Here is a 25,550-nt window from a genome sequence, read left to right on the forward strand (position 1 = left end):
GGGTTGCGAAGAATCCTGCAAGTGTTCTATAACAAATCTATTCCTGACGTGCAGATAATCTGCACACCACCTCAGCCCTTGCAGGGCCGCACGAAAGGAGAAACCTCATGGCACTGACCTTCGATCCCTTCAGCCAGCTCGACCGCTTCGCCGCGAGCGTCTTGGACTCCGTGCGCGCGCCCCGGTCGATGCCGGTGGACCTGTACCGCGACGGGGACCGCTACATCCTGCACGCCGACCTCCCCGGCGCCGACCCGGGCTCCATCGACGTCGACCTCGACGGCGGTCAGCTCACGATCCGCGCCCAGCGCACGGCCGACACCCGTGAGGGCGTGCGCTGGCTCGCCCGCGAGCGCGGGGCCGGGTCGTTCCTGCGCCAGTTCTCGCTCGGCGACGGTGTGGACCTCGACAACATCAGCGCCTCGTATGAGAGCGGTGTCCTGTCGGTCGTCATCCCCGTCAGCGAGCGGGCGAAGCCGCGCAAGATCACCGTCGAGTCCGGCGAACAGCGCCAGGCGATCGACGCCTGATCATCCTGGGGGCGGTGCACTCGCGCCGCCCCCGCTCTTCTCCTCTTCTCACGGAAAGGACGAATCATGGCACTCTCCTCGACCCTCGACCGTTTCCTCGCCGACATGGAGTACCCGGCGACCCGCGACGATCTCCTGCGCGAAGCGGCGCGGGACGGACTGCCGGCGGAAGATCGCGCGGCGCTGCGCGACCTGCCCGAACAGAGCTACAGCGCCGCCTGGCTCATCCGCTACCGCCTCGCCCGCACCGCCCTCGCCGACGCACTCACCCCCGCCTCGCGCCTCGCCGCGTAGGGAATGCCGGAGCGGCGGCCGAGGTTGCATCCGGAGATGAACGACGTCGCCCTCTCCGTCCTCGACCTCGTGCCGGTCCGCTCCGGCCAGACCAGCGCCGAGGCCATCTCCGCCTCCCTCTCCCTCGCCGCGACCGCCGACCGGCTCGGCTACCGCCGGTACTGGTTCGCCGAGCACCACAACATGCCCGCGGTCGCCTCGACCACGCCGCCGGTCCTCATCGCGGCCGCCGCCACGCGCACCTCCCGCATCCGTCTCGGCTCCGGCGGCGTCATGCTCCCGAACCACGCGCCCCTCATCGTGGCCGAGCAGTTCGCCGCCCTCGAAGCCATCGCGCCCGGACGCATCGACCTGGGCCTCGGCCGCGCCCCCGGCAGCGACCCCGTGATCACCCAGCTCCTCCGGGGGTCCGGGACCACCAGCGACGTGGAGCAGTTCCCCCGGCACGTGCAGGACATCGCGGCGCTCTTCACCGCCGACGGCGCCACCGTGCGCTTCACCTCCGGCGGGGAGTACACCGTGCGGGCGACCCCCGCCGCGACAGGAGTGCCCGAGGTGTGGCTGCTGGGGTCGAGCGACTACTCCGCACAGCTCGCCGCCTCCCTCGGCCTGCCGTACGTGTTCGCGAACCACTTCTCCGGACAGGGCCTGGAACGCGCCCTCGACCTCTACCGCACGAACTACCGTCCGAGCGAGGAGCATCCGGAGCCGCGGACCTTCCTCACCGTGAACGCCGTCGCGGCACCGACCGCGGAGGAGGCGGAGGCCCGCGCGCTCCCGCAGCTGCGGATGATGGCGCGACTCCGGCTCAACCAGCCGCTCGTCGCACTGGAGACCGTCGAACAGGCCCTCTCCGCAGAGCACGACGCCGCGACAGACCAGGTGGTCGAGGCGGCGCGGTCACGGTGGTTCGTCGGCACCGGGGAGTCCGTCGCCGCGGAGGTCCGCTCCTTCGCGACCACCTACGGGGTGGACGAGGTCATGCTCTCCCCCGTCGCCGGAGCCTACGACGCGGAGCCGAAGGACTCGGCTGCGGGGCGCGCCCAGACGCTGGAGCTCGTCGCGGGGGCGTGAGTCGCGTCGCGGGTCCCGGGCGCGTGAGTCGCGTCCCGGGCGCGTGAGTCACGTCGCGGGCGCGTGAGTCGCGTCGCGGGATCGATAACGGTCCCCGGCGCCTGGTTCCCTTCCGAGGTGCGGGATCGATAACGGTCCCCCGCCTGCCCTGCGCGGCGCCTTTCTGATCCCGCACCCTTGACACCCGCCGCCCCCTCGCTCACGCCATGTGCGCCGCGCGCCTCAGCACGCGGGACCAGAAACGTGCTTCGGACCGCCACCGGAGGGGCATCTCTGATCCCGCTCGACGGGGACGTCTCCGCCACAGGTCCGTGTAGGTTCGGGTTTTCCACAGGAGCCGGACGGAGCGAGAGGAGACCGTCGGAGGGCGGGCACGCCACGGACAGCATGGACGCATGCGACACCGGATCCCTCTTCCACCTGACCTCGGCCCTCATTTCGCCGTCCGTGACGCCGCTGCCATCGGGGTCGGTCGGAAGAGGTACTCCAGCCGAGACCTCTCGCGGCCGTTCGCCGGCGTGCGGTCGACGGTGGAGCCCGCCACCTTCGACGATCGAGTCGCCTCCTACCTGCCGCGCCTCCGCCAGGGCCAGGCCTTCGCCGGCCGTACGGCCCTGCGGCTGTGGGGCCTTCCCACACCCGTCCGCTGGTCACCCAGCGAGCCCCTCGATGTCGCTGTGCCCACCGGGACATCACCGCCCCGGACGGCCGGTGTCCGGGGGCGCCGTATCGCGCCCGGACGGGCAGATGCGTGGCACATCAACGGAGTGCCGATGGTCGACCCGGTCAGCACACTGTTCCTGTGTGCACGGGAGTTCGCGTCGACGCCGATGGTCGTCGCGCTTGATGCCCTCCTAACGGCGTCCGATGTCTATCCGGGGCTGAGGACGGGCCGGCCTGTGGCAACCGCGGACAGCATCGAACGGCACTTGGTGCGCTGGGGACGCTTCCCCGGGTGCGGCCGCATCCGAGAGGCGCTGCCGCTCGCGCGCCCGGGTGTCGAGTCCCCGAAGGAGACGGAGACCCGCCTGCTGCTTGTGAGCCTCGGACTGCCGGAGCCCGCCGTCCAGCACGTCGTCTCCACGGGCGGACGCTTCCTCGCCAGGGTCGACCTCGCTTATCCGGAATACCGCATCGCCATCGAATACGAAGGCGACGGCCACCGGACGGCCCGCGATCAGTGGCGGGCCGATATCCGGCGCCAACGCGACCTCGAAGACCACGGGTGGCTCGTGATCCGGATGACCGAGCTCGATCTTCGCGATGGCGGAACGGTTCTCGCCGCGCGCGTCCGTCGTGCGCTCGACGTTCGACGCCACCTCTGGGGTTGAGGTCCGTGTCACGGGCCGAACGGGAAGGCTTCTCCCCGGGAAGGGGCTGGCCCCGGGCCGCACTGAGGCGTAGCCTCGGCCGCAGAGAGAGGGGTTCGACGATGAGCACCAAGACACTCGCACTGTGGGTCGCCTACGGGACGAACGGTGTGGTGGGGAGCATCCGCCACGATGAGGACGGCTATGTGGTGACCATGGCGGGAGCGGACGCGGCGGCCGGAACCTATCCCAGCCTCGCCTCTGCGAAGGGCGCGCTGCATTCCCGCATGCTGCCCGGCAGCGACTGGCCGCGGTTCCAGGAGCACTGAGCACCCCACCACGCGTGCGGGATCGAAAAGGCGCCTCCTGCGACGGGGAGAGGCGCGAATCTGATCCCGCAGTGATCGCTACCGCGGGAGCGACGCGGTAGTTGCGCGTGGGTGTGCCCGGACGCTGCCCCGCAAGGGCTCGAGTGCCGGGATCAGACGCGCTCGTCCCGCACAGCCTCAGGCGCCGGGATCAAAAGGGTTCCTCGCCGCGCCCGGAGACGCGCATTCTCGAACCCACGTTGATGATGCGGCGCGATGCGGGATGGAGAACGTGCGCGAATCGGGTCGGGGGCGTGCGTTTTCGATCCCGCACCCGGCATCCCTCCGGGACTCCGGGACTGCGGGGCTCCGGGACTGCGGGACTCCGGGACTGCGGGACGGAATCCGCGCGTTGCCCGCGTCGGGGAGGCGCGAGATGGATCCCGCATGCGCACGGCACACGGGGGTGCGCGACGGACGGGCCGCGGCGAGACTCAGGCCTCGGGTTCGCCGGAGAGGATGCCGCGGAGCCAGTCGCGGGCCTCGATGAAGACCTCGTCCGAGTAGCGGTCGGGGTACTGCACGATCTGCCGGTCGGCGCGGGGATAGGACCCGAGGAACACCACGCGGGGGCTGAAGCGGCGGATCCCGAGCAGGGCGTCGGCCATCCGCTCGTGCTCGATGTGACCGTCCGCGTCGATCACGAACCGGTACCGGCCGAGCTCGTCGCCGATCGGCCGGGACTCGATGAGCGAGAGGTTGATGCCGCGCGTCGAGAACTGCTCCAGCATCTCGAGGAGCGACCCAGGGTGGTCGTGCGGGAGCTCCACGATCAACGAGGTCTTGTCGGCACCGGTCGGCGCGGGCGAACGCGTGGTCCGCGTGACGAGGACGAACCGGGTCACGGCCGCCGCGTTATCGCCGATGCCCTCGGCGAGGACGTCCACGTCATAGTGCTGCACGATGCCCGGGGCGGCGATCGCGGCCTGCGCGGGCGAGCTGCCGTCGAGGACACCGATGGCCGAGGCGACGTTGCTCGCCGCCGGCACGTGCGAGTGGGTCGGGAGGTGTTCGCCGAGCCAGCCGTGGCACTGCGCGTAGGCGACAGGGTGCGCGGCGATGACCTCGACCTGGTCGAGAGTGGTGCCGCGCGGTGCGACGAGGACGAAGTTCACCCGCACGAGGTACTCGCCGATGATCCGGAGCCCCGGCAGAGTCGCCAGCGCATCCTGCGTGGTGGACACACCGCCCTCGATGGAGTTCTCGATCGCGATCATGGCCGCGTCGCTGCGTCCTTCGAGCACATCCGCGAGCGCCTCGCCCACGTTGTGCACCGGCCGCCAGTCCTGCCCCCTGGCCTCGGCCACCTGGTCGAGCGCCGCCTCCGTGAAGGTTCCGGCTGGTCCGAGATAGCTGTAGGTGCGGCGTGCAGTCACGGCGTTCAGCCTATCCCTCGGTGACTCATCGCAATCCCGCATGTCAAGCCGGATGCGAGCATCCGCCGCACGGGGCAGACTGAGTGCATGAGCAGCCGTGCCGGCCTCCCCGCGGAGGAAAGTGACCTGATCGACGTCGACGAGCTGATCGCCGCCTACTACGACCGCGTGCCGAACCCGGACGTCCCGAGCGAACGGGTCGTGTTCGGCACCAGCGGCCACCGCGGCTCGTCGCTCACCAAGAGCTTCAACGAGAACCACATCCTCGCCACGACCCAGGCGATCGTCGACTACCGTGCGGCGCAGGGCATCACCGGCCCCCTCTTCCTGGGGCGCGACACCCACGCCCTCTCCCTCCCCGCAGAGCGGAGCGCCATCGAGGTCCTGCTCGCGAACGGAGTGGACGTGCGCGTCGACGCCCGGGACTCCTGGGTGCCGACCCCGGCGCTGAGTCACGCGATCCTCACGTACAACCGCGACCGCGCCGCCGACGACCCGGGGCGTGCGGACGGCATCGTCGTGACCCCCTCGCACAACCCGCCCCGCGACGGCGGCTTCAAGTACAACCCGCCCCACGGCGGTCCCGCCGACACGGATGCGACCGGCTGGATCGCCGACCGCGCCAACCAGCTCATCGCGGGCGGCCTGGCCGAGGTGCGCCGCGAGCGCTTCGCCGACGTGGACTGGGACGCCATCACCGGATACGACTTCCGCGACGCCTACGTGCGCGACCTCCCGTCGATCATCGACATCGAGGCGATCCGCCGCGCCGGCGTGCGTATCGGCGCGGACCCGCTGGGCGGCGCCTCGGTGGAGTACTGGTCGCTGATCGCCGAGATGCACGACATCGACCTCACGGTCGTCAATCCCGAGGTCGACCCCACGTGGCGCTTCATGACCCTCGACTGGGACGAGAAGATCCGGATGGACCCGTCGTCTCCGTCGGCCATGGCGTCGCTCGTGGCGAAGAAGGGCGACTACGACATCCTCACCGGGAACGACGCGGACGCGGACCGGCACGGCATCGTCACCCCCGACGCCGGGCTCATGAACCCGAACCACTTCCTCGCCGTCGCCATCGACTACCTCTTCTCGCACCGGGAGCACTGGCCGCGCGAGGCGGCGGTCGGCAAGACGCTGGTGTCGTCGATGATCATCGACCGCGTGGCCGAGTCGCTCGGGAGGCGTCTGCTGGAGGTCCCGGTCGGCTTCAAGTGGTTCGTGCCCGGGCTGCTCGACGGTTCCGTGGCGTTCGGCGGCGAGGAGTCGGCGGGGGCCTCGTTCCTGCGGCACGACGGCTCCGTGTGGTCGACCGACAAGGACGGCATCCTCCTCTGCCTGCTCGCGGCGGAGATCCTCGCGGTGACCGGCAAGACCCCGTCGCAGCGCTACGCGGAACTCGAGGACGCCTTCGGTTCGTCCGCCTACCAGCGCGTCGACGCCCCGGCCACCCCTGAGCAGAAGGCGACGCTCGGCAAGCTGTCTCCGGAATCGGTGACGGCGACCACCCTCGCCGGCGAGGACATCATCGCGAAGCTCTCGCACGCTCCCGGCAACGGTGCGGCGATCGGCGGCCTGAAGGTGCAGACCCCGCACGCGTGGTTCGCCGCGCGGCCGTCCGGCACCGAGGACGTCTACAAGCTCTACGCCGAGAGCCTGCGCGGCCCGGAGCACCTCGCCGCGGTGCAGGCCGAAGCCCGCGCCGTGGTGTCCGCCGCCCTCGGCGACTGACTCCGCCCCCGCGGGATCCGCGGGTGCCGCGGGATCGAAACCGCTCCCCTCGGCCACCGCCGAGGGGAGTTTTCGATCCCGCACCCCGGTGGACACCTCGTGCGGGATCGAGAGTGCGCCTGGCACGCGCCGGAGAGGGACGTAATCGATCCCGCGACCCGGGTCGAGCGAATCCGCCGAGTGCGCGAACGTCCCAAGGCCGTGGCGACGAGTCCTCCCGTTGTCGCAGGTCGGCCGTCCGTCTCCCGCCCACCGCTCCCGGTCGCGGGATCGAAAACGTCCCTGCGGGAGACCGCGGAGGAGCGGTTTAGATCCCGTCCCGCGGGCCACCCCTGTCGCGGGATCGAAAACGTCCCTGGGGGACGTCGCGGAGGGGCGGTTTCGATCCCGGACGATCCCGGACGGGACGGGACGGGGCAGGGCGGACGGGACGGGGCGGGGTGGGGCGGGGCGGGACGGGGTCAGTCGGCGTCGGTGGAGGAGCCGAGGAGTTCGCGGACGCGGCTGGAGACGCGGTGGAACTCCTCCGTCTCCAGCACGTCGGCGTAGCCGCGGCGGGCCGGGAGGTCGACGCGGTGCTCCTCCAGGATCCGCCCGGGGCGCGGACCCATCACGATGACGCGGCTGGCGAGGTAGACGGCCTCCGCGACCGAGTGGGTCACGAGCAGCACGGTCGTGCCGGTGGCGCTCCAGATCCGGTTGAGCTCGACGTTCATGCGCTCGCGCGTGAGGGCGTCGAGGGCGCCGAAGGGCTCGTCCATGAGCAGCACCCGCGGCTCGTGCAGCAACGCCCGACACAGCGACACCCGCTGCTGCATGCCGCCGGAGAGCTCGTGCGGCAGCGACTTCTCGAAGCCGGTGAGACCGGTCATCTCGATGAGCTCGTCGGCACGGGCCTGGGCCTTGCGCATGTCCATCCCGCGCATCTCGGCCTGCAGGAGGATGTTGCCGCGAACGCTGCGCCATTCCAGGAGCGCCGCCCGCTGGAACACGTAGCCGATGTCCTGCCGCGGACCCCGGACCTCGTCGCCGCGCAGGCGGATGCTGCCCCGGCTCGGAGCGGTGAGTCCGGCGACGGCCTTCAGGAGGGTCGACTTGCCGCAGCCCGAGGGCCCGGCGATGGAGAGGAACTCCCCCTCCTCGACGCGCAGGTCGACGCCCTCGAGGGCCGTGACCTGGCGCCGCTTGGAGGCGAAGGTGATCGCGAGATCCGAGACCTCGAGCGCCGGAGCGGTGCTCGTGGCCGCGGGTCCGCGTTCCTGCTGAACGTGAGTGTCCATGACGATCGGTCTCACTTCCCGGGGGTGAAGGCGTCGTCGAAGTAGGTCTCCACATCGCCGTCCCCCGAGATGAGCCCGGCCTCGGACAGCACCTCCAACGTGGACTCCCAGTCCTCGGTGGCGTTCGCGCCGGGAGCCTGGCCCTCGGTGGCGTCGGTGTGGAGCAGCTCGATGGTCTCCTCCCACTGGTGCAGCAGGACCTCCTGCGACGGCATCTGCGGGTCCTTGCCCTCCATCGCGGCCACTGCGGCCTCGGGGTCCTCCTGCGCGGCCTCGAAAGCCTCCGAGGTCGCGGCGACGAGGGCCTCGACGAGCTCCGGGTCGTTCTCGATGGTGTCGGTCGGCGCGATGAGGCCGTTGCTGAAGAAGTTCAGGCCGGCGTCGGAGTAGCGCAGGTACTCGACGTCCTTGCCGCTCTTGTCGGCGATGGTCGGACCCTGGTCGTGCGCGAAGCCGATGAGGCCGTCGACCTTGCCCGAGAGCATGGCGGCGATCTTCCCCGCGGCGTCGAGGTTCTGCTGCGTCACATCGCCCTCCTCCAGGCCCACGGCCTCGAGGTACATCGGGAAGGTCGTGGTCGGGGCGTCGCCCGCGGAGACCGCGATGGTCTTGCCCTTGAGGTCTTCGGGGCTGGAGATGCCGGAGTCGGCGAAGACCTGCACGGCCGACGGCGTGGTCTGCAGGAAGACGCCGACGCTCTTGATGCCGACGCCCTTGTCGATGTTCGCGAGGACGGCCGGGGTGTCCGCCCAGCCGAAGTCGACCTGCCCCTGCCCGACGGCCTGCGCGGTCTTCGTCGAGCCCTGGCCGGCCTTGATCGTGAGGTCGATGCCGTGCTCCTCGAAGATGCCCTGGTCGACGCCGTAGTAGAACGCCGCGTGCTCGCCGTACGGGTACCAGTTGAGCATGAGGGTGACGGGCGTGAGCTCCCCGCCGTCACCGTCGCCGGAGCTCGCCGGGGTCGTCGATCCTCCGCAGCCGGAGAGGGCGAGCACCGCGGCGGACGCGAGGGCGATCGAGCTGAGGATGGTGCCTGACTTCTTCATCAGTGCCTTCTTTCGTGGGGGCGAGGGGGGGTCAGAGTCGGACGGTGGCCGCGGCGACGTCACGCTTGGAGGCGTGCCACGGGATGAGGAAGCGCTCGGCGATCTGGATGATGCCGAAGAGGATGACGCCGAGCAGCGACATGATGATGAGCGCGGCGAAGAGCATGGCGGTGTCGAGGTTGCCGTTGGCCTGGAGGATCACGTAGCCGAGGCCCTCGTTCGCGCCGACGAACTCGCCGACGACGGCACCGGTGACCGCGAGCGTCGCGGCGACCTTGAGACCGGAGAGGAGCTCGGGCAGCGCCGCGGGCAGCCGCACCTTGAGGAAGGTCTTGAAGCGGCTCGCTCCCATGGTCGACGCGAGCTGGAGGATCTCCGGATCGACGGTGCGCAGGCCCGCGAGGCCCGAGATGACGACCGGGAAGAACGCCATGAGCACGGCCACGAGGATCTTCGGCTCCGCGCCGAACCCGAGCCAGACCACGAACAGCGGAGCGATCGCGATCTTCGGGATGACCTGGGCGAAGAGGATGACCGGATAGAGCGTCTGCTCCAGACCCCGCGAGTACACCATGAGCACGGCGACGAGGACGCCGACGACGACCGCGATGACGAACCCGATCACGGTCTCGTAGGTGGTGACCCAGGTGTTCTGCGCGAGGTAGGCGGCGTTGTCGGTGAAGGCCGCCCAGGTGTCGGCGGGCGACGGGATGATGAACGCGGGCACCCACCCGAGGCTCGTGGAGACCCACCAGAGGGCGAGCACCGCGAGCACGAAGACGAGCGGGTGCCAGTGACGGCTCCACCAGCGGACGATGCCCGGAGGCTCGGGGCGGTCGGCGGCGATCGCCAGGGTCATGGTCGCGGAGGGGGCAGACGACATGGGGTCCTCGACATCTTCGTGAAGGATTCGGGAAAGCGCATTCCCGTTCGGTGTTGCGAGTCTATGCCGACCGTTCTGCCGTGTCAACGCACGGTGTCGCGCCCGCGCGGATCTCGCGCGTCGGCGCGGCCTCCGGGTCGGTCACCGCGACCGGGCCAGCTCCGCGCCCGCGACGCGAAGCCAGCGCGCGGGGTCGGCCACGGCGGCGGCGGACGACCCCGCCAACGCGGTCAGCGACACGGCCCGCGTGAACAGACCGGCGTCGGCATCGTCCGCGATCCGACCCGCGGCGAGCAGAGGACGCGCCCCCGCCTCGACGGCGAGCGCGGCGAGGAAGGACGGCACCTTCCCGTCACCCGACTGTCCGTCGTACGACCCCTCGCCGGTGATCACGGCCTCGGCGCCACGGACGGCCCCGGCCAGATCGACGAGCGCGGCCACCTCGGCCGCCCCCGGGGCGAGGATTCCGCCCCAGCGCACGAGCGCCGCCCCCGTACCGCCGGCGGCACCCGTGCCGGGGAGCTGCGGGTCGACGGGAAGGAGGGCGGCGAGACGGGCGAGCGCGTCGTCGACCCGGGCGATGTCGCCGGGCTCCGTGAGCCCCTTCTGCGGACCGAACACCGCCGCCGCGCCGCGAGACCCGGTGAGCGGATTCGTGACATCGGTCAGCACGCGGACATCCGGCGCGGTGCGCAGCGCGCCGAGATCCGCCGTGGCGATGTGCGCCAGACCCCGGGCTCCCCTCGCGACCGGCCGGCCGTCCCCGTCGAGGAAGCGCGCGCCGAGGGCGGTGAGCATGCCGGTGCCGCCGTCGGTCGAGGCGCTGGAGCCGATGCCGAGGATCAGTCGCGAGACGCCGTGATCGAGGGCGGCGGCGATCGCCTGCCCGAAGCCGGTCGTATCGGCATCCCAGGGCCGCAGGCCGTCGAGGAGCTCGATGCCTGAGGTCGAGGCGATGTCGACGACGCCCGTGCCGCCGGGAGCATCGGTCGTGCTCGGCAGGAGCAGCCAGGACGTCTCGACGGGAGCGCCCGCCGGGCCGTCGACGGTGACCGGCATGCGCTGTGCATCCGGTACGGCCGTCGCGAACGCCGCGACGGTCCCCTCCCCGCCGTCGGCCATCGGGCGGAGGACGATGTCCGCCGCCGGCTCGACCTCCCGCCAGCCGTCGGCGAGCGCTGCCGCGGCCTCCGCCGCCGTGATCGTGCCCTTGAAACTGTCCGGAGCGATGACGACGCGGGTCATGCCCGGAGCCCCGGGGTGCTCGCGCGCACGACCACCTCGAGCGGGAGCGTCGGCTGCTGCCAGTCCTCGTCGACGATCGCGCGGAAGGCCTGATACCCGGCATCGCTCAGCGGCACGCAGACCGTGGTGAGGGCCGGTGTCACATCGCGACTCGAGGGCACGTCGTCGAAACCGCAGACGGCGATGTCCGCGCCGACCTCCCGGCCCGCCGCGCGGATGGCCGCCATCGCCCCGATGGCCACCACGTCGCTGATGCCGAACACGACGGTACCCTCGGGGACCCCGGCTGCCAGGGCGTCGGCCATCGCCGTCGCCCCCGACTCGCGGCGGAAGTCTCCGCGGACGGTCTGCGCGACCTCGCCGCCGCCCTCCGCGAACCCGGCGCGGAAGCCCGCCAGCCGGTCGTCCGAGGTGCGCACGCCCTCCGCCGCCCCGACGAGCACCACCGAGCGATACCCGAGTTCCGCCATCCGACGGCCGAGCGCGGCGGCCCCGGCCCGGTTGTCGATCTCCACCCGGCGGTCGCCGTCGCCGTCCGCGCCGAACGCGACGACACGGCCCCCGAGGCGGGTGAACTCGGCGAGCTCGCGGGCGGTCTCCGCCTGCCCCTCCCCCTGCGTGCGCGAGGCGGCGAGGATGAGCCCCTGCGGTCGCTGTCCGCGCAGCGCACGGACGATCCGCGCCTCCCGCGCCGGGTCGCGCTCGGTGATGGCCACGGTTACGACGAGACCCTGCTCGTCGGCACCCCGCGCGACGCCCGATGCGATGAGTCCGAAGTAGGGGTCGGCGATGTCCGCGACGAGGAGCGCGATCACCGGCGAGCGTCCGCGGGCGGTCGCCTGCGCGGAGACGTTGGCGGTGTAGCCGAGGGCCTCGGCGGCGGCCTCCACCCGTTCCCGGAAGGGCGCCGCGACCTTGCGCTCGGAACCGTTCAGCACGCGAGAGGCGGTCGCCAGCGACACCCCGGCCTCGAGCGCGACGTCATGCAGCGTGGGCGCCGGTCCCCTGGCGTGACGGGGGCGACGCGCGGTCGGCGGCTCTGCCGGTGTGGCGGATGGGGTCATGCTCCGAGCCTACCGACGAGGACGGATCCGCTTCGAGGGACGCTCACGGCCGCCGTCCGAGGAAACCGAGCAGGGCGGCGGCCTCACCGGCGAGGAGCTCGGGGGCGTCGTCGGGCACGAACTCCAACAGGGCGTCACGCGGCGGGTGCGGGGTGGCGGCCGCTTCCGCGAAGAACCGTGTCCAGAGCGCGGACCTCGAGCGCAGCGGGTGCCGTTCGGTGCGCGGCCACCAGGAGAAGACATGAGCGGCGGAGACATGGGGGCTGAGCCGACGGAACTCCTCGAGCACCGCGGGAACGGCGGCGCCGACCGTGGGCTGCCAGTACGTCGACAGCATCGGGTGGTCGACCTCGTGCAGGAGCTCGAGGGTGGCCGGGGCGGTGTCGGCGAGCGTGCCGCCGTGGAACTCCAGGGCGAGCCCGATGCCGCGGGCAGCCGCCTCGACCGCCGCCGCGCGGAGCCGCGTCACGACGCGGGCACGCTCCTGCGCGGACACCTCCGCGGAGCCGTGACTCCCTGCCCACACCCGCACGCGGTCGGCTCCGAGGGCCGCGGCACTGTCGAGGACCGCGGTCAGCGACTCCTCCGATCCGGCGCGGAAGTACGACCCGTAGGACGCGACGGCGAGCCCGGCATCCGTGGTCATCCGTGCGACCTCCGCCGCGCGGCCGACCTCCCCCGGTGGCACATGCACGTCCCCGCCCCACTCGATCACCTCGAGACCTGCGGCGGCCGCGAGCGCGACGATCCTCTCCGGCGGCAGGGCGCGGAACGTCACCGAGCACAGTCCCGCACGGATCCCCGTCATCCCGTCATCCTCTCAGTCCTCCCGATCTCCTTGGTCGGACGTCCCGGCCCGTTGACCCCCGGGCTCCTCGGTCGGACGTCCCGGCCCGTTCCGTTCCCCGTCCTCGAGTCCCACCTGCACGACGCCGTCCCGCCTGCACGACCGAAACCTGGGCCTGATCGTGCCCACGGACCCGGGTCGTGCAGGTGTCCCCCCGTCGGCCGACACACGACGACCGACACACGACGACGGGACCGGGACGGATGCACGACCCGGGCACGTCGGGACGACCGACACCCGGGGACGGGTCGTGCATCCGGGAACGGGTCGTGCCTCCGGAACCACGCCGGGACCAAGGAGGGACCGGAGACGGAGGGACCGGGACCAAGGAGGGGCCGGAGACGGAGGGACCGGGGATGGGGGTCACCGGGGCTCACAAGTGGGGGGCGACCGCCGTCGCGAAGGCCTCGGCCGTGCGCCGGACCACACGGGCCGGGTCGTCGGCCCAGACGTCGGCATGGAAGATCTCCACCTCGATGTCGCGGTCGTAGCCGGTGTCCTGCACCGCCCGCGTGAGGGTGCCGAAGTCGATCACTCCGTCCCCCGGATAGTGCCGGGAGAGCAGGGGATCTGCGGCGAGGGGGGTCTTCCAGTCGCACACCTGGTACGTGGCGATGCGCCCCTCCCGTCCGGCCCTGGCGATCTGGTCGAGCACCTGCGGATCCCACCAGATGTGGAACGTGTCGACCGCGGCACCGACCACGGCAGGGTCGAAGTCCGCGGCGATGTCGAGCGCCTGACCGAGGGTGGAGACCACGGCACGGTCGGAGGCGTACATCGGATGCAGCGGCTCGATCGCGAGGGTGACCCCGGCGGCGCGAGCGTCGTCCGCGAGGGCGCCGATGGCGTCGCGGACGCGGTCCCGTGCCCCGACGAGGTCACGCGACCCCTCGGGCAGACCGCCGGCGACGAGGACGAGCACCGCGGTCGAGCCCTCCGCACCGGCTGCCGCGAGGGTGGCCGCCTCCTCGATCGCCCGGCGGTTGTCGTCGAGCGCGGCGTCACGCTCCGGACCGGCCGGAAGCGTGAAGAAGCCCCCGCGGCAGTGCGTCGTGAAGCGCAGGCCGGAGTCGGCGAGCATACGGGCGGCGACATCGAGACCCACCGCCTGCACGGGCTCCCGCCACAAACCGATGGCCTCGACCCCCGCCGCCGCCGTGACGCGCAGGGCCGTGGCGAGGTCCGCGTGCTTCACGGTGGCCTGGTTGATCGAGAGCCGCGGGTGCGGCACGGTCCCGACGCCGACTGCCCGGGACTCGCGCTCCGCCGCCAGGCTCCGGGGGCCGGTCATGCGTCCACCCCGTTCAGCCGGAGCAGGCCGTGCCATCGCTCCCGGGCGAGCTCCGGCCGCTCCAGGGCGAGCGCCCCGTTCGCCAGCTCGACGATGCGGCTGAGGTGCGGCAGGCTCCGTGCGGAATGCAGCCCCCCGACCATCTGGAACGCGGGCTGATGGCCGTTGAGCCAGGACAGGAAGGCGACCCCGGTCTTGTAGTAGTAGGTCGGTGCCGCGAACACCTGCCGACTCAACTCCTCCGTCGGGCCGAGGAGGTCGAGGTACCGCTCCGGGTCGTTCGCGTCGAGGGCCTGGATCGCGGCGGAGGCCACCGGGGCGAGCGCGGCGAACGCGCCGAGCAGCGCATCCGAGTGGCCGCGCGACGCGGACCCCTCGGGCGCGGCAGCCCCGGTCAGGCTGTCCCCGCCGATGAGGCCGACGTAGTGGAAGTCGTCGCCGGTGAACATGCGCACGCCCTCCGGCAGCCGCTCGCGCACCCACACCTCGGAGTCCGCGTCGAGCAGGCTCATCTTCACCCCGGCGACAGCGGCGCGGTTCTCGCCGATGATGTCGAGCAGCACCCCGGCGGCCTCCTTCCACGCGGGACCACCGCTCCCGGCGGGCGACGAGGGCGCGAAGTAGCCCGCGAGCTCCGGGTCGAACGCGGTGCCGAGCCAGTGCAGCACGACGGGAGCCGACGCGCGGGAGAGCACGTCGCGGTAGACGCGGCGATAGTCGTCGGCGGTCTCCGCGACCCGAGCCAGGTGCCGCGAGGCCATGAGCACCGGCCCCGCCCCCTGCTCCTCGGCGAAGTGCAGCTGCTCGAGATAGGCGGCGATCACCTGATCGAGCGGGATGCGCTCCTCGTCGACGTGATCGGTGTTGACCCCGACCACGACCGTGCCGCCCTCCTCGCGGGCGACCTCGGCGCTGCGGGCGATGAGCTCGCGCACCGCCGCCGCATCCAGCCCCATGTTGCGCTGCGCGGTGTCCATCGCGTCGGCGACGCCGAGACCCCACGAGTACACGTTGCGGCGGAAGGCGAGGGTCGCGTCCCAGTCGATGTCGGCCGGCTGCCCCGGGGTGTTGTCCGCGTGGACCTTCGGGACGACGTGCGCGGCGGCGTAGGCCACCCGGCTGCGGAGCGGGCCCTCCGGCCGCGTGACACCGGCGACCTCGCGGAGCTCCGTGTCGGCGGTGCGGCCGTCGGCGGCGAGCAGGCGGAGGGTGGTCATGCCTCGTCCAGGGTCAGGGGCTCGAGCACGATCTTGCGTCCCGCGGCGCTGGACGCGAGTCCGGCCTCGGCGAACTGGACTCCGCGCGCGCCGGCGAGCAGGTCGAACGGGTAGTCCGTCCCGAGGGCGAACGAGGTGAGGTATTCCTCCCACTGCTGCCGGAAGCCGTTCTGGAACACGTCGTTCGTCGGCACCTGCTGCCAGTCGGCGTCGTAGTCGTGGCTGTCCTCCAGGTCGGGGTTCCACACGGGCTTGGGCGTGGCGTTGCGGGGCTGGATCTTCGCACCGAACAGTCCGACGACCGCGGAGCCGTGCGTGCCGTCGACCTGGAACTCCACGAGCTCGTCGCGGTTGACCCGCACCGTCCACGAGGAGTTGATCTCGGCGATCGCCCCGCCGTCGAGCTCGAAGATGCCGTACGCGGCGTCCTCGGCCGTGGCCGTGTAGTGCTCGCCCTTCTCGTCCCAGCGGTCGGCGATGTGCACCGCGGCCTGCGCGTAGACGCTCTTGACCTCGCCGAAGAGGTTCTCCAGCACGTAGTTCCAGTGCGGGAACATGTCGGTGATGATGCCGCCGCCGTCCTCGGTGCGGTAGTTCCAGCTCGGGCGCTGCGCGGGCTGCCAGTCGCCCTCGAACACCCAGTAGCCGAACTCGCCGCGGACGGACAGGATGCGGCCGAAGAAGCCCGAGTCGATGAGGCGCTTGAGCTTCTGCAGCCCCGGGAGGTAGAGCTTGTCGTGGACGACGCCGGTCTTCACACCGGCGTCGCGGGCGAGGCGGGCGAGCTCCAGAGCCTCGTCGAGCGACTCGGCCGTGGGCTTCTCGGTGTAGATCGCCTTGCCGGCGGCGATGGCCTTCCGGATCGCGGATGCCCGGGCCTTCGTGACGAGGAAGTCGGCGTAGATCTCCCACTGCGGGTCGGCGAGGGCCGCATCCAGGTCGGTCGTCCAGTCCTCGATGCCGTGCTTCGCCGCCAGTTCGGCCAGCTTGGCCTCGCTGCGTCCGACGAGGATCGGCCGCACGGTCACGCGGCTGCCGTCGGGGAGCTCGATCCCGCCGTCGTCACGGATCGCGAGGATCGACCGCACCAGGTGCTGCCGGTATCCCATGCGCCCGGAGACGCCGTTCATGATGATCCCGATCTCGCGGGTGGGGGCCTGTGCCATCTCGGTCCGTTCCTCTCGGTGGAAGCTGTCGGCGCTGACAGGAGAATGTTGGTAAGCGCTTTCCGAGATCATGGCATGAGACGCTCGACCTCGCAACCGCGCCTAACGCGGAGGGGCCGTGCTGGCGCGCACGTGCAGCGCCGGGGCGACCTCCACGCGCTCCGCGGGCCGGGTGGTCCCCTCGCGCAGCCGATCCCGGAGAAGCTCCACCGCGCGGCGTCCGACGTGCTGCTTGGGCGGCCGCAGCGCGGTGAGCGGAGGGGAGCCGTGCTCCGCGACCTCGTCGTCGTAGGCGATCAGGGAGAGGTCGTCGGGCAGCCGCCAGCCCGCATCCTGCAGATGTTGCTGGAGCAGGAGCGCCTGCGGGTCCGAGTGCACGAGCAGCGCGGTCGTGCCCGTGTCACGGATCTCGGCGAGCACCGAGGACACGACGTCCGCCTGCGCGGGCCCCTCCATCCGGTCCAGCGCCGCATCGCGATCCACGCCCACCGCGAGACCGAGCTCCGCGACCGCCCGCGACCAGCCCTGCCGAAGCCCGGCGGAGGTCGGCGACTGCGGCGACGTGAGCACCCCCACCCGCCGGTGCCCGAGTGCGGCGAGGTGCCCGGCGGCGAGCGCACCCCCGAACGCGTGGTCCGTCGCCACGGTCTGCATCCGGGTGAGGGCGAGCGCGGGCGGGGTCCGGCGCTCCACCAGCACGACGGGCACTGGGAGCGTGTCCAGCCACGAGAGCAGCGCGTGTCCGTCGGCGCCCTGCGTCTCGGGGGCCACGATGAGGCCGTGCACGGTTCCGGATTCCAGGAGCGCCGCGATCTGGCGCCGCTGGTCCTGCGCGGCGTAGCTGGCCCCGCGGAGCACGAGCTGCACCCCGGTCTCCACCCCGGCGCTCCGGGCGCCGACGACGACCTGCGGCCAGTAGTAGCTCAGCGACGGCACCACCATCCCGATGCGGAACTGCGGCCCGGGAAGGGCAGCGCGGGCGACGGTCGTGTCCAGCGCGCTCCGCAGCACTGCTCCCCCGTGCACCCTGGTCAGCAGCCCGCGGTCCGCCAGCGCGGTGATGTCGCGACGGATGGTGAGCTCGGCCACCCCGAAGTCACGGGCGAGCTCGGCGACGCGCACGGCGCCGGTACGGCGCAGCTCGTCCAGGATGCGCTCGCGGCGGGAGAGGCCGAAACGCGGGGTGGGACGCTCGTCGGTCACCCGACCCTCCCGACGTGCCGCGCATCTTCGAGGGTGATGCGGGGGATCAGCATCCGGTTGCCTTCCGTGTACGAATGTGTTCGATCTGGATGGTTCCTGTTCGAACACGTTGCCTGGGCTCGAACGCACAGTCTTCACTGGAACGGCACGCTTCGGCAAGCGCATACCCGAGACCCGCGGAGACTCATGGCCCACCGACCGTCCACCATCGCCGCCCTCTCCACGGAGGCGTGGGACCTCGTGTTCGACGACGCTCGGCGCGCCCGCCTGCGGACGCTCGTGGCCCCCGGCGCCCCGCTGCACACGCCCGCGCTCGACGCGGCGGCCGCGGCCGACCGCGTGTCAGGGATCGAAGTGCTGGTGACGGGCTGGGGCGCCCCCCTCCTGGACGCGGCCCTGCTCGACCGGCTCCCCCGGCTCCGCGCGGTGTTCCATGCGGCGGGGAGCGTGCGCGGCGTCGTGTCCGACGCCTTCTGGGAGCGCGACATCCTGCTCACGTCCGCCGCCGAGGCCAACGCGGCCCCCGTCGCCGAGTACACGCTCGCGATGATCCTGCTCTCCGGCAAGCGCGCCCTCCTCCCGCTCCGCGGGGACGACGCACAGCGCGACCTGCGCGTCGCCCCCCGCGTCGGGGGCCGTATCGGCAACCTCGACCGCACGGTGGGCATCGTCGGGTTCTCCCGCAGCGGGCGCCGCGTCGTCGACCTACTGCGGCCCTTCCCCGGACTGCAGGTCCTCGTCGCCGACCCGTACGCGGACGCCGAAGAGGTGGCCGCGGCGGGCGCCCGGCTCGTCCCACTCCACGCCCTGCTCCCCGCCGTCGACCTGCTCTCCCTGCACGCACCGGCGCTGCCCGCGACGCGGGGGATGATCGGCCGCGCGCAGCTCGCGGCCCTGCGCGACGGCGCCACCGTGCTCAACACCGCGCGCGGTGCCCTCCTCGATCACGACGCGCTGCTCGCGGAGTGCGCCTCCGGTCGCCTCGACGCGATCCTCGACGTCACCGATCCGGAGCCGCTTCCGCCCGACCACCCGCTGCTGCTCCTGCCGAACGTCGCGGTCACCCCGCACCTCGCCGGCTCGCTCGGCACCGAGGCACACCGGCTGGCCGACGCCGCCCTCGACGAGCTCGAGGCGTGGGTGGCCGGCCGTCCGCCGCGACACCCCGTGCACCGCGCCGACCTCGCGCACAGCGCATGACGATCCTCGCGCTGCCTCCGGAAGACCGGGCGCTCTCCCCGCACACGGGATGGACGCGCGCGCACCTGATGACGGTGGCCGATGCCATCCTCGACGGGGCCGCCCGTCATGCGAGCCCGGCGGGTGCGGGCATCCGGTACCCCGGCGCCCCTGGCGGCTTCGGCGCCGCGGTCGACGCGCTCGAGGGTTTCAGCCGCACGTTCCTGCTGGCCGCGTTCCGCATCGCCGGCGACCCACGCGGCACAGAGCCGCTGGCCGAGCGGTATGCCAGAGGGCTGGCGGCAGGTGTCGATCCGGCCGGTGCCGAACGGTGGCCGCGCCCCGACGAGGTCGACCAGGCGAAAGTCGAGGCCGCGGCGCTCGCCCTGGGTCTGCACCTCACCCGCGACACGGTGTGGGCGCGCCTGGATGACAGCGCCCGGACCCGCACCGTGGACTACCTGGCGGCCGTCGTCGGCGGGAGCCATCCGCCGAACAACTGGGCCTGGTTCCGGGTGCTCGTCGAGCAGTTCCTGGAGAGCGTCGGCGGGCCGTCCTCCGACGCGGACCGCGCAGCCGACTTCGCGCTGCTCGACGGCTTCGAGCGGGACGGCGGATGGAGCGCGGACGGCGCCGCCCGATCGTTCGACCACTACGCCGGCTGGGCGCTGTCGTTCTACCCGCTGCTCTGGGCGGACATGGTCGGCGACGAGCCGCGCCACGCGGATCGCATCGCCCGTTATCGCCGGCGGCTGGACGCGTTCCTCGACGACGCACTGCACCTCGTCGGCGCCGACGGAGGACCACTCATCCAGGGCCGCAGCCTCACCTACCGTTTCGCGACGGCCGCCGCGGCCGGGGTCGCGGCGTTCTCCGGCACCTCGCGGCACGACCCCGGCCTCCTGCGCCGGGCAGTGAGCGGTCAGGTCCGGCACTTCACCGACCGCGGTGCGCCGGATGCGACCGGAGTGCTGCCACTCGGCTGGCACGGCGCCTGGCGTCCGCTCGCCCAGGACTACTCCGGCCCCGGCTCTCCGTACTGGGCGGCGAAGGGTCTCCTGCCGCTCGCCCTGCCCGCGGCGCATCCGTTCTGGACGGCCATCGAACAGCCCCTGCCGATCGATCGGGGTCCGTTCACCCGCGTCCTCATCGCCCCGGGGTGGCTCGAGACGGGCACCGCGGACGGCATCGTGCGTGTGGTCAACCACGGCACCGACCACCGGATGCCGGGTGTCCACCAGCCGGATGCGCCGTTGTACGCGAAGCTCGGGTACTCGACCGCGACCGCGCCCGTGCTCGCCGGCCCCGGAGTCCGTGATCCGCTCGACGGCACGGTCGCCGTGGTGCGTGGCGGCCGAGCGAGCCATCGCTCCGGCTTCGCGACCGGAGCGCTGCGGAAGGTCGACGACGCCGTGCTCGGCGGCTCCTCCGGCCCCGTGCACTGGCACGACGGCTTCCGCGCGGAGTTCGATGTCGGCGGAGGCGGCGCGGCCGCCGAGACCACGGTCGGCCCCATGGTCGACGTGGTGTCGGCGCTCCGCGGACCATGGGAGGTGCGGCTCGTGCGGGTCCGGGCGGGCGCGGGGACGGACGGGGTGATCCGCGACGGCGACGTCCTCCGCATCGGCGGCTGGGCGCTGTCCTCCCCGACGGTCGTCGAGACCGGCCCCGCGGCTGTCACCGCCGCCCTCGCCCTCGGCGGCGAGACGCAGAGCCGGGTCATCGGACTCCTCGGAGTCGACGGTGCGACCGCGGGGGTCCGACGGGAACGGGACGCGACCCCGCTCGGCCCGGAGACCGCCACCCCGTGGCTCTCGGCGGCGGTGCGGCCGGACGTCTGGATGGCCGTCGGCGTGCTTCTCGGGAGTTCCCCCGGCGTGCCGCAGCTCGACCTGCGGGCAGGCGACGCGGCGGTGTCCTGGCCGGACGGTGCCACGACGCGCTTCCGCCCCGAGGAGTTCCTTCCGCGGGGGTGAGCGTCAGCGGCGTGCCGTACTCGCGCGCTCGACGAGCCGAGTCGGCACCACCACGGGCGCGGCGGGATCGGTCGCCGCCGCGTCGCCCTCCACGGCGGCGATGAGCGCTGTGACCGCCCGCTGCGCGAGCGCCGGGAAGTCCTGGCGGATCGTCGTGAGCGGCGGGAGGAAGCTCGCCGCTTCCGGGATGTCGTCGAAGCCGACCACGCTGACGTCGCCGGGGACCGTGCGTCCGGATTCCGCCACCGCGCGCAGCAGCCCGAGCGCCATCTGGTCGTTGGCGCAGAACACCGCCGTCGCCTGGGCCAGCGCCGCCCCCGCGGCGAAGCCGGACTCCGCACTCCAGTCCCCGTGCACGACCGCCGGAGGCGTGAGACCGGCAGCCGTCAGAGCCTCGCGCCACCCGCGCTCGCGCTCGGCGGCGGCGAACGACTCCGGCGGTCCCGCGAGGTGGTGGACGGTCTCGTGCCCCGCGGCGAGCAGGTGGCGCGTGGCAGCCTCTGCTCCCGCGGCGTGATCGCTGTGCACGACGATCGCTCCGGCTCCTGCGGGAGCGTCCACGACGACGAGATGCAGCTCCGGCGGCAGAGTGGCGGCAGGGACCAGCGCCGAAGCCTCGTTCAGCACGAGGGCACCGTCGACGCCCTGGTCGGCGAGCCGGGCGAACGCCGGGTCCACGCCGTCCGCAGCCGTGACGACCGTGAGCGCATAGCCGCGTTCCGCCGCCGCCTCGGCCGCGGCCTGCAGCATCCGGGAGTTGCCGACCGTGGCCAGGGTGGTCACGACGAGACCGAGGGTGTGGCTGCGACCGGTGCGCAGGGCGCGCGCGGCCCGATGCGGCCGGTACCCCAGTTCGGTCATCGCGGCCTCGACCCGCGCCCGCGTCTGCGGGTCCACGCGCGGACTGCCGTTGACGACGCGGGAGACGGTCTGTCCGGAGACACCGGCTCGCGCCGCCACGGTCGCCATGGACACGCGGGCGGACACCGCCGCCGACAGCTTCCGGGCCACGGGATCCTCCGTTCACAACTCCGTCATGTTGACGTTAGCACGCGGCCCGACCTACCATGTTGACGTGAACACGCCCGAATCTCCTGAGTTGCGCACGGAGCGTCTCGGCGCCGGTGTCGTCAAGCGCCCGACCACCCTCGCCGACGGCCGTGAGCTCATCTACTACGACGACCCGGAGACGACCCTCGGCGCGGAACGGTCGGTCGATGCCCGCACCCTTTCCCCTCGACCCGACACCGCGGCCATGCGGCTCGACGTTCTCACGGGCGACTGGATCACCGTCGCCGCCAACCGCCAGAACCGCGTGATGATGCCGGGAGCCGACGCCGACCCGCTCGCGCCGCAGACGCCGGGGAATCCGTCCGAGGTGCCGTCCCGGTACGACGTGGCCGTGTTCGAGAACCGCTCCCCCGCATTCGGCCCCGCTCTCGCCGAGCCCGTCGGCACCGTCCCGGGGGCGACGAACCCCCCGCGCGGCCTCGACGACCTCGCGGCCCTCGGACTCGGGCGCACCCGCACCGCCGTCGGCCGCTGCGAGGTCGTGTGCTTCAGCCCCGAGCACTCCGGCTCCTTCGGCACCCAGACCGCGACCCGCGCCCGCACCGTGATCGAGGCCTGGGCCGACCGCACGGCCGCTCTGTCCTCCCTGCCCGGCATCCAGCAGGTCTTCCCGTTCGAGAACCGCGGCGAGGCGATCGGCGTGACCCTCCCCCACCCGCACGGCCAGATCTACGCATACCCCTATGTGACCCCGCGCACCGCCCGGGTGCTGGACGCCGTCGACCGCACCGCACCCGACCTCTTCGCCCGCATCCTCGCCGAGGAGCAGGCCTCCGAGCGGGTGGTGTTCCGCGGCGAGCACTGGACCGCGTTCGTGCCCTTCGCGGCGCGGTGGCCGCTCGAGGTGCACCTGATGCCGCATCGGCACGTGCCCGACCTCGCCGAGACCACGGCGGAAGAGCGCGACGAGCTCGCCCCGCTCTACCTCCGTCTCCTCCGCGGCGTCGACGCGCTCTACGACAGCCCCACCCCGTACATCGCCGCGTGGCACCAGGCTCCGGTCCACGTCGGCCGCGAGAGCGTGCGCCTGCACTTGCAGCTCACGAGCCCCCGCCGCGCCGCCGACAAGCTCAAGTTCCTCGCGGGCTCCGAGGCCGCGATGTGGGCCTGGGCCGCCGAGGTCGCCCCCGAGCAGGGGGCCGCACGACTCCGCGAGGCGCTCGCTCGCGCCGACCAGGAAGCCTCCGCATGACCTCCGCACACGACGCCGCCGTCGACCTCTTCGCCGCCCTCGCCGGGCGCACGCCGGACGGCGTCTGGTCGGCCCCGGGGCGCGCGAACCTCATCGGCGAGCACACCGACTACAACGACGGCTTCGTGCTGCCGTTCGCGATCCCGCAGCGCACGGTCGCCGCCGTCGGCCGCCGTGCCGACCGGCGGCTCCGCGTCGCCTCGACCTTCGCGGACGAGCCGGTCGAGATCGCTCTCGACGACCTCGACCGTCTCTTCCCCACCCCGCCCGGCACGGCGCCCGCGGTGCCGGAGTGGGCGGCGTACCCGCTCGGCGTCGCCTGGGCGCTCCGCGCGACCGCCCCCGCGGCCGCGGTCTCCGGCCTGGACATCGCGATCGCCTCCGACGTCCCGGTCGGCGCCGGGCTCTCGTCGTCCGCCGCGATCGAGGGCGCGACGGCCACGGCACTGAACGAGCTCTGGGACGCCGGCCTCGATGCCGTCGCCCTCGCCCGGATCGGACGGACGGCGGAGAACGAGGCCGTCGGCGCGCCCACCGGCATCATGGACCAGATGGCCTCGATGCTCGGGGAGCCCGACGCCGCGATCTTCCTCGACTGCCGCTCTCTCGCCGCCGACGTCGTGCCGCTGGGCATGGCCGACGCCGGCCTCGCGGTGCTCGTGATGGACACCCGCGTCACGCACGCGCACTCCACCGGCGGCTACCGGGAACGCCGCGCCGCATGCGAACGCGGAGCCGCGATCCTCGGAGTGCCCGCGCTGCGCGACGTCGCCGTGGCCGACCTCGCCCGCGCCGAGAGCCTGATGGACGACGTGACCTTCCGCCGCGTGCGCCACATCGTCACGGAGAACCAGCGCGTGCAGGACACAGTGGCCACGCTGCGCACCGCGGGCGCACGCGGCATCGGCGACCTCCTCGTCGCGTCCCACGCGTCGATGCGCGACGACTTCGAGATCTCGACGCCGGAGCTCGACGCCGCGGTGGAGACCGCCCTCACCTCGGGGGCGGTGGGTGCGCGCATGACCGGCGGCGGCTTCGGCGGTGCCGCGATCGCCCTCGTCGACCGCGGTGCCGTGCCTCACCTCGCCGACGCGGTGCGGGGGCGGTTCGCCGCCGAGGGCTTCGTCGCCCCGCACCTGTTCGAGGTCAGCCCGTCCGCAGGTCCGCGCCGCGACGCCTGACACAATGAAGGGTCGAGCCGCCACCGCCGCGGCAGGAGAGGAACGCATGTCCTGGATCGTCACCGGCGGCGCCGGCTACATCGGTGCCCACGTCGTCCGCGCTCTCGCAGAGGCCGGTCTCTCCCCCGTCGTCCTGGACGACCTCTCCAGCGGCGTCGCCTCCTTCGTGCCGGAGGGCGTGCCCTTCGTGCAGGGCAGCATCCTCGACCGCGCCCTCGTCGAGGAGACCCTGCGCACGCACGAGGCGGAGGGCGTGATCCATGTCGCGGGCTACAAGTACGCCGGCGTCTCGGTCCAGCGCCCGCTGCACACCTACGCCCAGAACGTCGAGGGGACGCGGATCATCCTCGAGGCGATGGCGGCGGCGGGCGTCGCGAACATCGTCTTCTCCTCTTCGGCGGCCGTGTTCGGCACCCCGGACGTCTCCCTCGTCGTCGAGGACACCGCCAAGAGGCCCGCGAGCCCCTACGGCGAGTCGAAGCTCATCGGCGAATGGCTGCTCCGCGACCAGGCGATCGCCACCGCCGACTCCGACCGCCCGCTGCGTCACACCTCGCTGCGGTACTTCAACGTCGTCGGCTCGGCCGACCCGACGGTCTACGACGTCAGCCCGCACAACCTCTTCCCCATCGTCTTCGAGGCGCTGATCGAGGGCCGCACCCCGAAGATCTTCGGGGACGACTACGACACCCCTGACGGCACGAACGTGCGCGATTACGTGCACGTCGGCGACATCGCCGCCGCCCACGTCGCCGCAGCGCAGCGCCTGGCCTCCGGCGCCCCGATCGAGCCCGCGTACAACCTCGGCTCCGGCGACGGCCTCAGCGTGAAGCAGATCATGGATGCGGTCGCCCGCGTCACCGGCATCGACTTCACCCCCGAGGTCGGCCCTCGCCGCCCCGGCGACCCGGATCGGATCGTGGCGACCGGTGAGCTCGCGGCCCGCGACCTCGACTGGACCATGCGCTACACCGTCGACGAGATGGTGCGCACGGGCTGGGAGGCCCGCCGCGCCGCCGGCTGATC

The 25,550-nt window shown here is 72.6% G+C and carries 23 protein-coding genes; 11 read left to right on the plus strand and 12 right to left on the minus strand.

The window, feature by feature from the left end; translation table 11 throughout:
* Positions 1-107 precede the first annotated feature (107 nt).
* From AB0P08_RS15625 to AB0P08_RS15645, 5 genes are all read left to right on the plus strand, one after another.
* Positions 108-530, plus strand: a complete 423-nt coding sequence (locus tag AB0P08_RS15625; protein ID WP_060922486.1) for an Hsp20/alpha crystallin family protein — start codon at positions 108-110, stop codon at positions 528-530.
* A 66-nt stretch (positions 531-596) separates the two neighbouring features.
* Positions 597-824: a DUF2795 domain-containing protein gene (locus AB0P08_RS15630; protein WP_363590462.1), complete on the plus strand. Its 228-nt coding sequence runs from the start codon at positions 597-599 to the stop codon at positions 822-824.
* A 36-nt stretch (positions 825-860) separates the two neighbouring features.
* On the plus strand, positions 861-1,898 hold the full coding sequence (locus tag AB0P08_RS15635; RefSeq protein ID WP_336500113.1) for an LLM class flavin-dependent oxidoreductase: 1,038 nt from the start codon (positions 861-863) through the stop codon (positions 1,896-1,898).
* 773 nt (positions 1,899-2,671) lie between these two features.
* Complete coding sequence (locus AB0P08_RS15640; RefSeq protein WP_363590463.1) at positions 2,672-3,229, plus strand: endonuclease domain-containing protein; 558 nt, start codon at positions 2,672-2,674, stop codon at positions 3,227-3,229.
* A 101-nt stretch (positions 3,230-3,330) separates the two neighbouring features.
* On the plus strand, positions 3,331-3,537 hold the full coding sequence (locus tag AB0P08_RS15645; RefSeq protein WP_363590464.1) for a methyltransferase: 207 nt from the start codon (positions 3,331-3,333) through the stop codon (positions 3,535-3,537).
* A 473-nt stretch (positions 3,538-4,010) separates the two neighbouring features.
* Here AB0P08_RS15645 and pheA read toward each other — a convergent pair whose 3' ends face one another.
* A complete protein-coding gene (pheA, locus tag AB0P08_RS15650) occupies positions 4,011-4,994 on the minus strand; it encodes a prephenate dehydratase (RefSeq protein ID WP_259953402.1) in 984 nt (327 codons plus the stop codon).
* A 45-nt stretch (positions 4,995-5,039) separates the two neighbouring features.
* Here pheA and pgm point away from each other — a divergent pair, with 45 nt between their 5' ends.
* On the plus strand, positions 5,040-6,683 hold the full coding sequence (gene pgm / locus AB0P08_RS15655; RefSeq protein WP_363590465.1) for a phosphoglucomutase (alpha-D-glucose-1,6-bisphosphate-dependent): 1,644 nt from the start codon (positions 5,040-5,042) through the stop codon (positions 6,681-6,683).
* Between the two features lie 461 nt (positions 6,684-7,144).
* On the opposite strand, the gene AB0P08_RS15660 is transcribed toward pgm, so the two are convergent.
* From AB0P08_RS15660 to AB0P08_RS15705, 10 genes are all read right to left on the minus strand, one after another.
* The gene (locus AB0P08_RS15660; protein ID WP_060922883.1) at positions 7,145-7,963 is read right to left on the minus strand and encodes an ABC transporter ATP-binding protein; all 819 of its coding nucleotides are present in this window, start codon (positions 7,961-7,963) and stop codon (positions 7,145-7,147) included.
* Between the two features lie 11 nt (positions 7,964-7,974).
* Entirely contained in the window at positions 7,975-9,009 is a 1,035-nt protein-coding gene (locus AB0P08_RS15665) for an ABC transporter substrate-binding protein (RefSeq protein WP_268777096.1), read from the minus strand.
* Positions 9,010-9,040: 31 nt separating this feature from the next.
* A complete protein-coding gene (locus AB0P08_RS15670) occupies positions 9,041-9,892 on the minus strand; it encodes an ABC transporter permease (protein ID WP_085605959.1) in 852 nt (283 codons plus the stop codon).
* 141 nt (positions 9,893-10,033) lie between these two features.
* A complete protein-coding gene (locus AB0P08_RS15675) occupies positions 10,034-11,137 on the minus strand; it encodes a glycerate kinase (RefSeq protein WP_363590466.1) in 1,104 nt (367 codons plus the stop codon).
* Entirely contained in the window at positions 11,134-12,201 is a 1,068-nt protein-coding gene (locus tag AB0P08_RS15680) for a LacI family DNA-binding transcriptional regulator (protein WP_363590467.1), read from the minus strand. Before AB0P08_RS15680 ends, AB0P08_RS15675 begins: the two co-directional genes overlap by 4 nt.
* Positions 12,202-12,244: 43 nt before the next feature.
* Entirely contained in the window at positions 12,245-13,009 is a 765-nt protein-coding gene (locus AB0P08_RS15685) for a sugar phosphate isomerase/epimerase family protein (RefSeq protein WP_363590468.1), read from the minus strand.
* A gap of 412 nt (positions 13,010-13,421) precedes the next feature.
* The gene (locus AB0P08_RS15690; protein WP_363590469.1) at positions 13,422-14,339 is read right to left on the minus strand and encodes a sugar phosphate isomerase/epimerase family protein; all 918 of its coding nucleotides are present in this window, start codon (positions 14,337-14,339) and stop codon (positions 13,422-13,424) included.
* A complete protein-coding gene (locus AB0P08_RS15695) occupies positions 14,336-15,556 on the minus strand; it encodes a DUF993 family protein (protein ID WP_363590470.1) in 1,221 nt (406 codons plus the stop codon). The genes AB0P08_RS15690 and AB0P08_RS15695 overlap by 4 nt, the downstream gene beginning before the upstream one ends.
* The gene (locus AB0P08_RS15700; protein WP_363590471.1) at positions 15,553-16,722 is read right to left on the minus strand and encodes a Gfo/Idh/MocA family protein; all 1,170 of its coding nucleotides are present in this window, start codon (positions 16,720-16,722) and stop codon (positions 15,553-15,555) included. Before AB0P08_RS15700 ends, AB0P08_RS15695 begins: the two co-directional genes overlap by 4 nt.
* 102 nt (positions 16,723-16,824) lie before the next feature.
* The gene (locus AB0P08_RS15705; RefSeq protein WP_363590472.1) at positions 16,825-17,925 is read right to left on the minus strand and encodes a substrate-binding domain-containing protein; all 1,101 of its coding nucleotides are present in this window, start codon (positions 17,923-17,925) and stop codon (positions 16,825-16,827) included.
* 186 nt (positions 17,926-18,111) lie between these two features.
* Here AB0P08_RS15705 and AB0P08_RS15710 point away from each other — a divergent pair, with 186 nt between their 5' ends.
* Both AB0P08_RS15710 and AB0P08_RS15715 read left to right on the plus strand, forming a co-directional pair.
* Positions 18,112-19,125, plus strand: a complete 1,014-nt coding sequence (locus AB0P08_RS15710) for a hydroxyacid dehydrogenase (protein ID WP_363590473.1) — start codon at positions 18,112-18,114, stop codon at positions 19,123-19,125.
* Positions 19,122-21,080, plus strand: a complete 1,959-nt coding sequence (locus AB0P08_RS15715) for a DUF2264 domain-containing protein (protein ID WP_363590474.1) — start codon at positions 19,122-19,124, stop codon at positions 21,078-21,080. The genes AB0P08_RS15710 and AB0P08_RS15715 overlap by 4 nt, the downstream gene beginning before the upstream one ends.
* A gap of 3 nt (positions 21,081-21,083) precedes the next feature.
* Here the strand turns inward: AB0P08_RS15715 and AB0P08_RS15720 are convergent, their stop codons facing one another.
* The gene (locus tag AB0P08_RS15720) at positions 21,084-22,049 is read right to left on the minus strand and encodes a LacI family DNA-binding transcriptional regulator (RefSeq protein ID WP_363590538.1); all 966 of its coding nucleotides are present in this window, start codon (positions 22,047-22,049) and stop codon (positions 21,084-21,086) included.
* Between the two features lie 67 nt (positions 22,050-22,116).
* Here AB0P08_RS15720 and galT point away from each other — a divergent pair, with 67 nt between their 5' ends.
* The 3 genes from galT to galE are packed head-to-tail and all read left to right on the plus strand — an operon-like array spanning position 22,117 to position 25,548.
* Entirely contained in the window at positions 22,117-23,343 is a 1,227-nt protein-coding gene (gene galT / locus AB0P08_RS15725) for a galactose-1-phosphate uridylyltransferase (protein WP_522727320.1), read from the plus strand.
* Positions 23,340-24,524 carry a galactokinase gene (gene galK, locus AB0P08_RS15730; protein WP_363590476.1) on the plus strand — a complete coding sequence of 395 codons (1,185 nt, stop codon included), beginning with the start codon at positions 23,340-23,342 and terminating at the stop codon, positions 24,522-24,524. The genes galT and galK overlap by 4 nt, the downstream gene beginning before the upstream one ends.
* 46 nt (positions 24,525-24,570) lie before the next feature.
* Positions 24,571-25,548, plus strand: coding sequence for a UDP-glucose 4-epimerase GalE (gene galE / locus AB0P08_RS15735; protein WP_292797446.1), 978 nt, complete (start codon positions 24,571-24,573; stop codon positions 25,546-25,548).
* Positions 25,549-25,550 lie beyond the last annotated feature (2 nt).

This window comes from Microbacterium meiriae (assembly GCF_040686935.1).
GTDB lineage: Bacteria > Actinomycetota > Actinomycetes > Actinomycetales > Microbacteriaceae > Microbacterium > Microbacterium meiriae.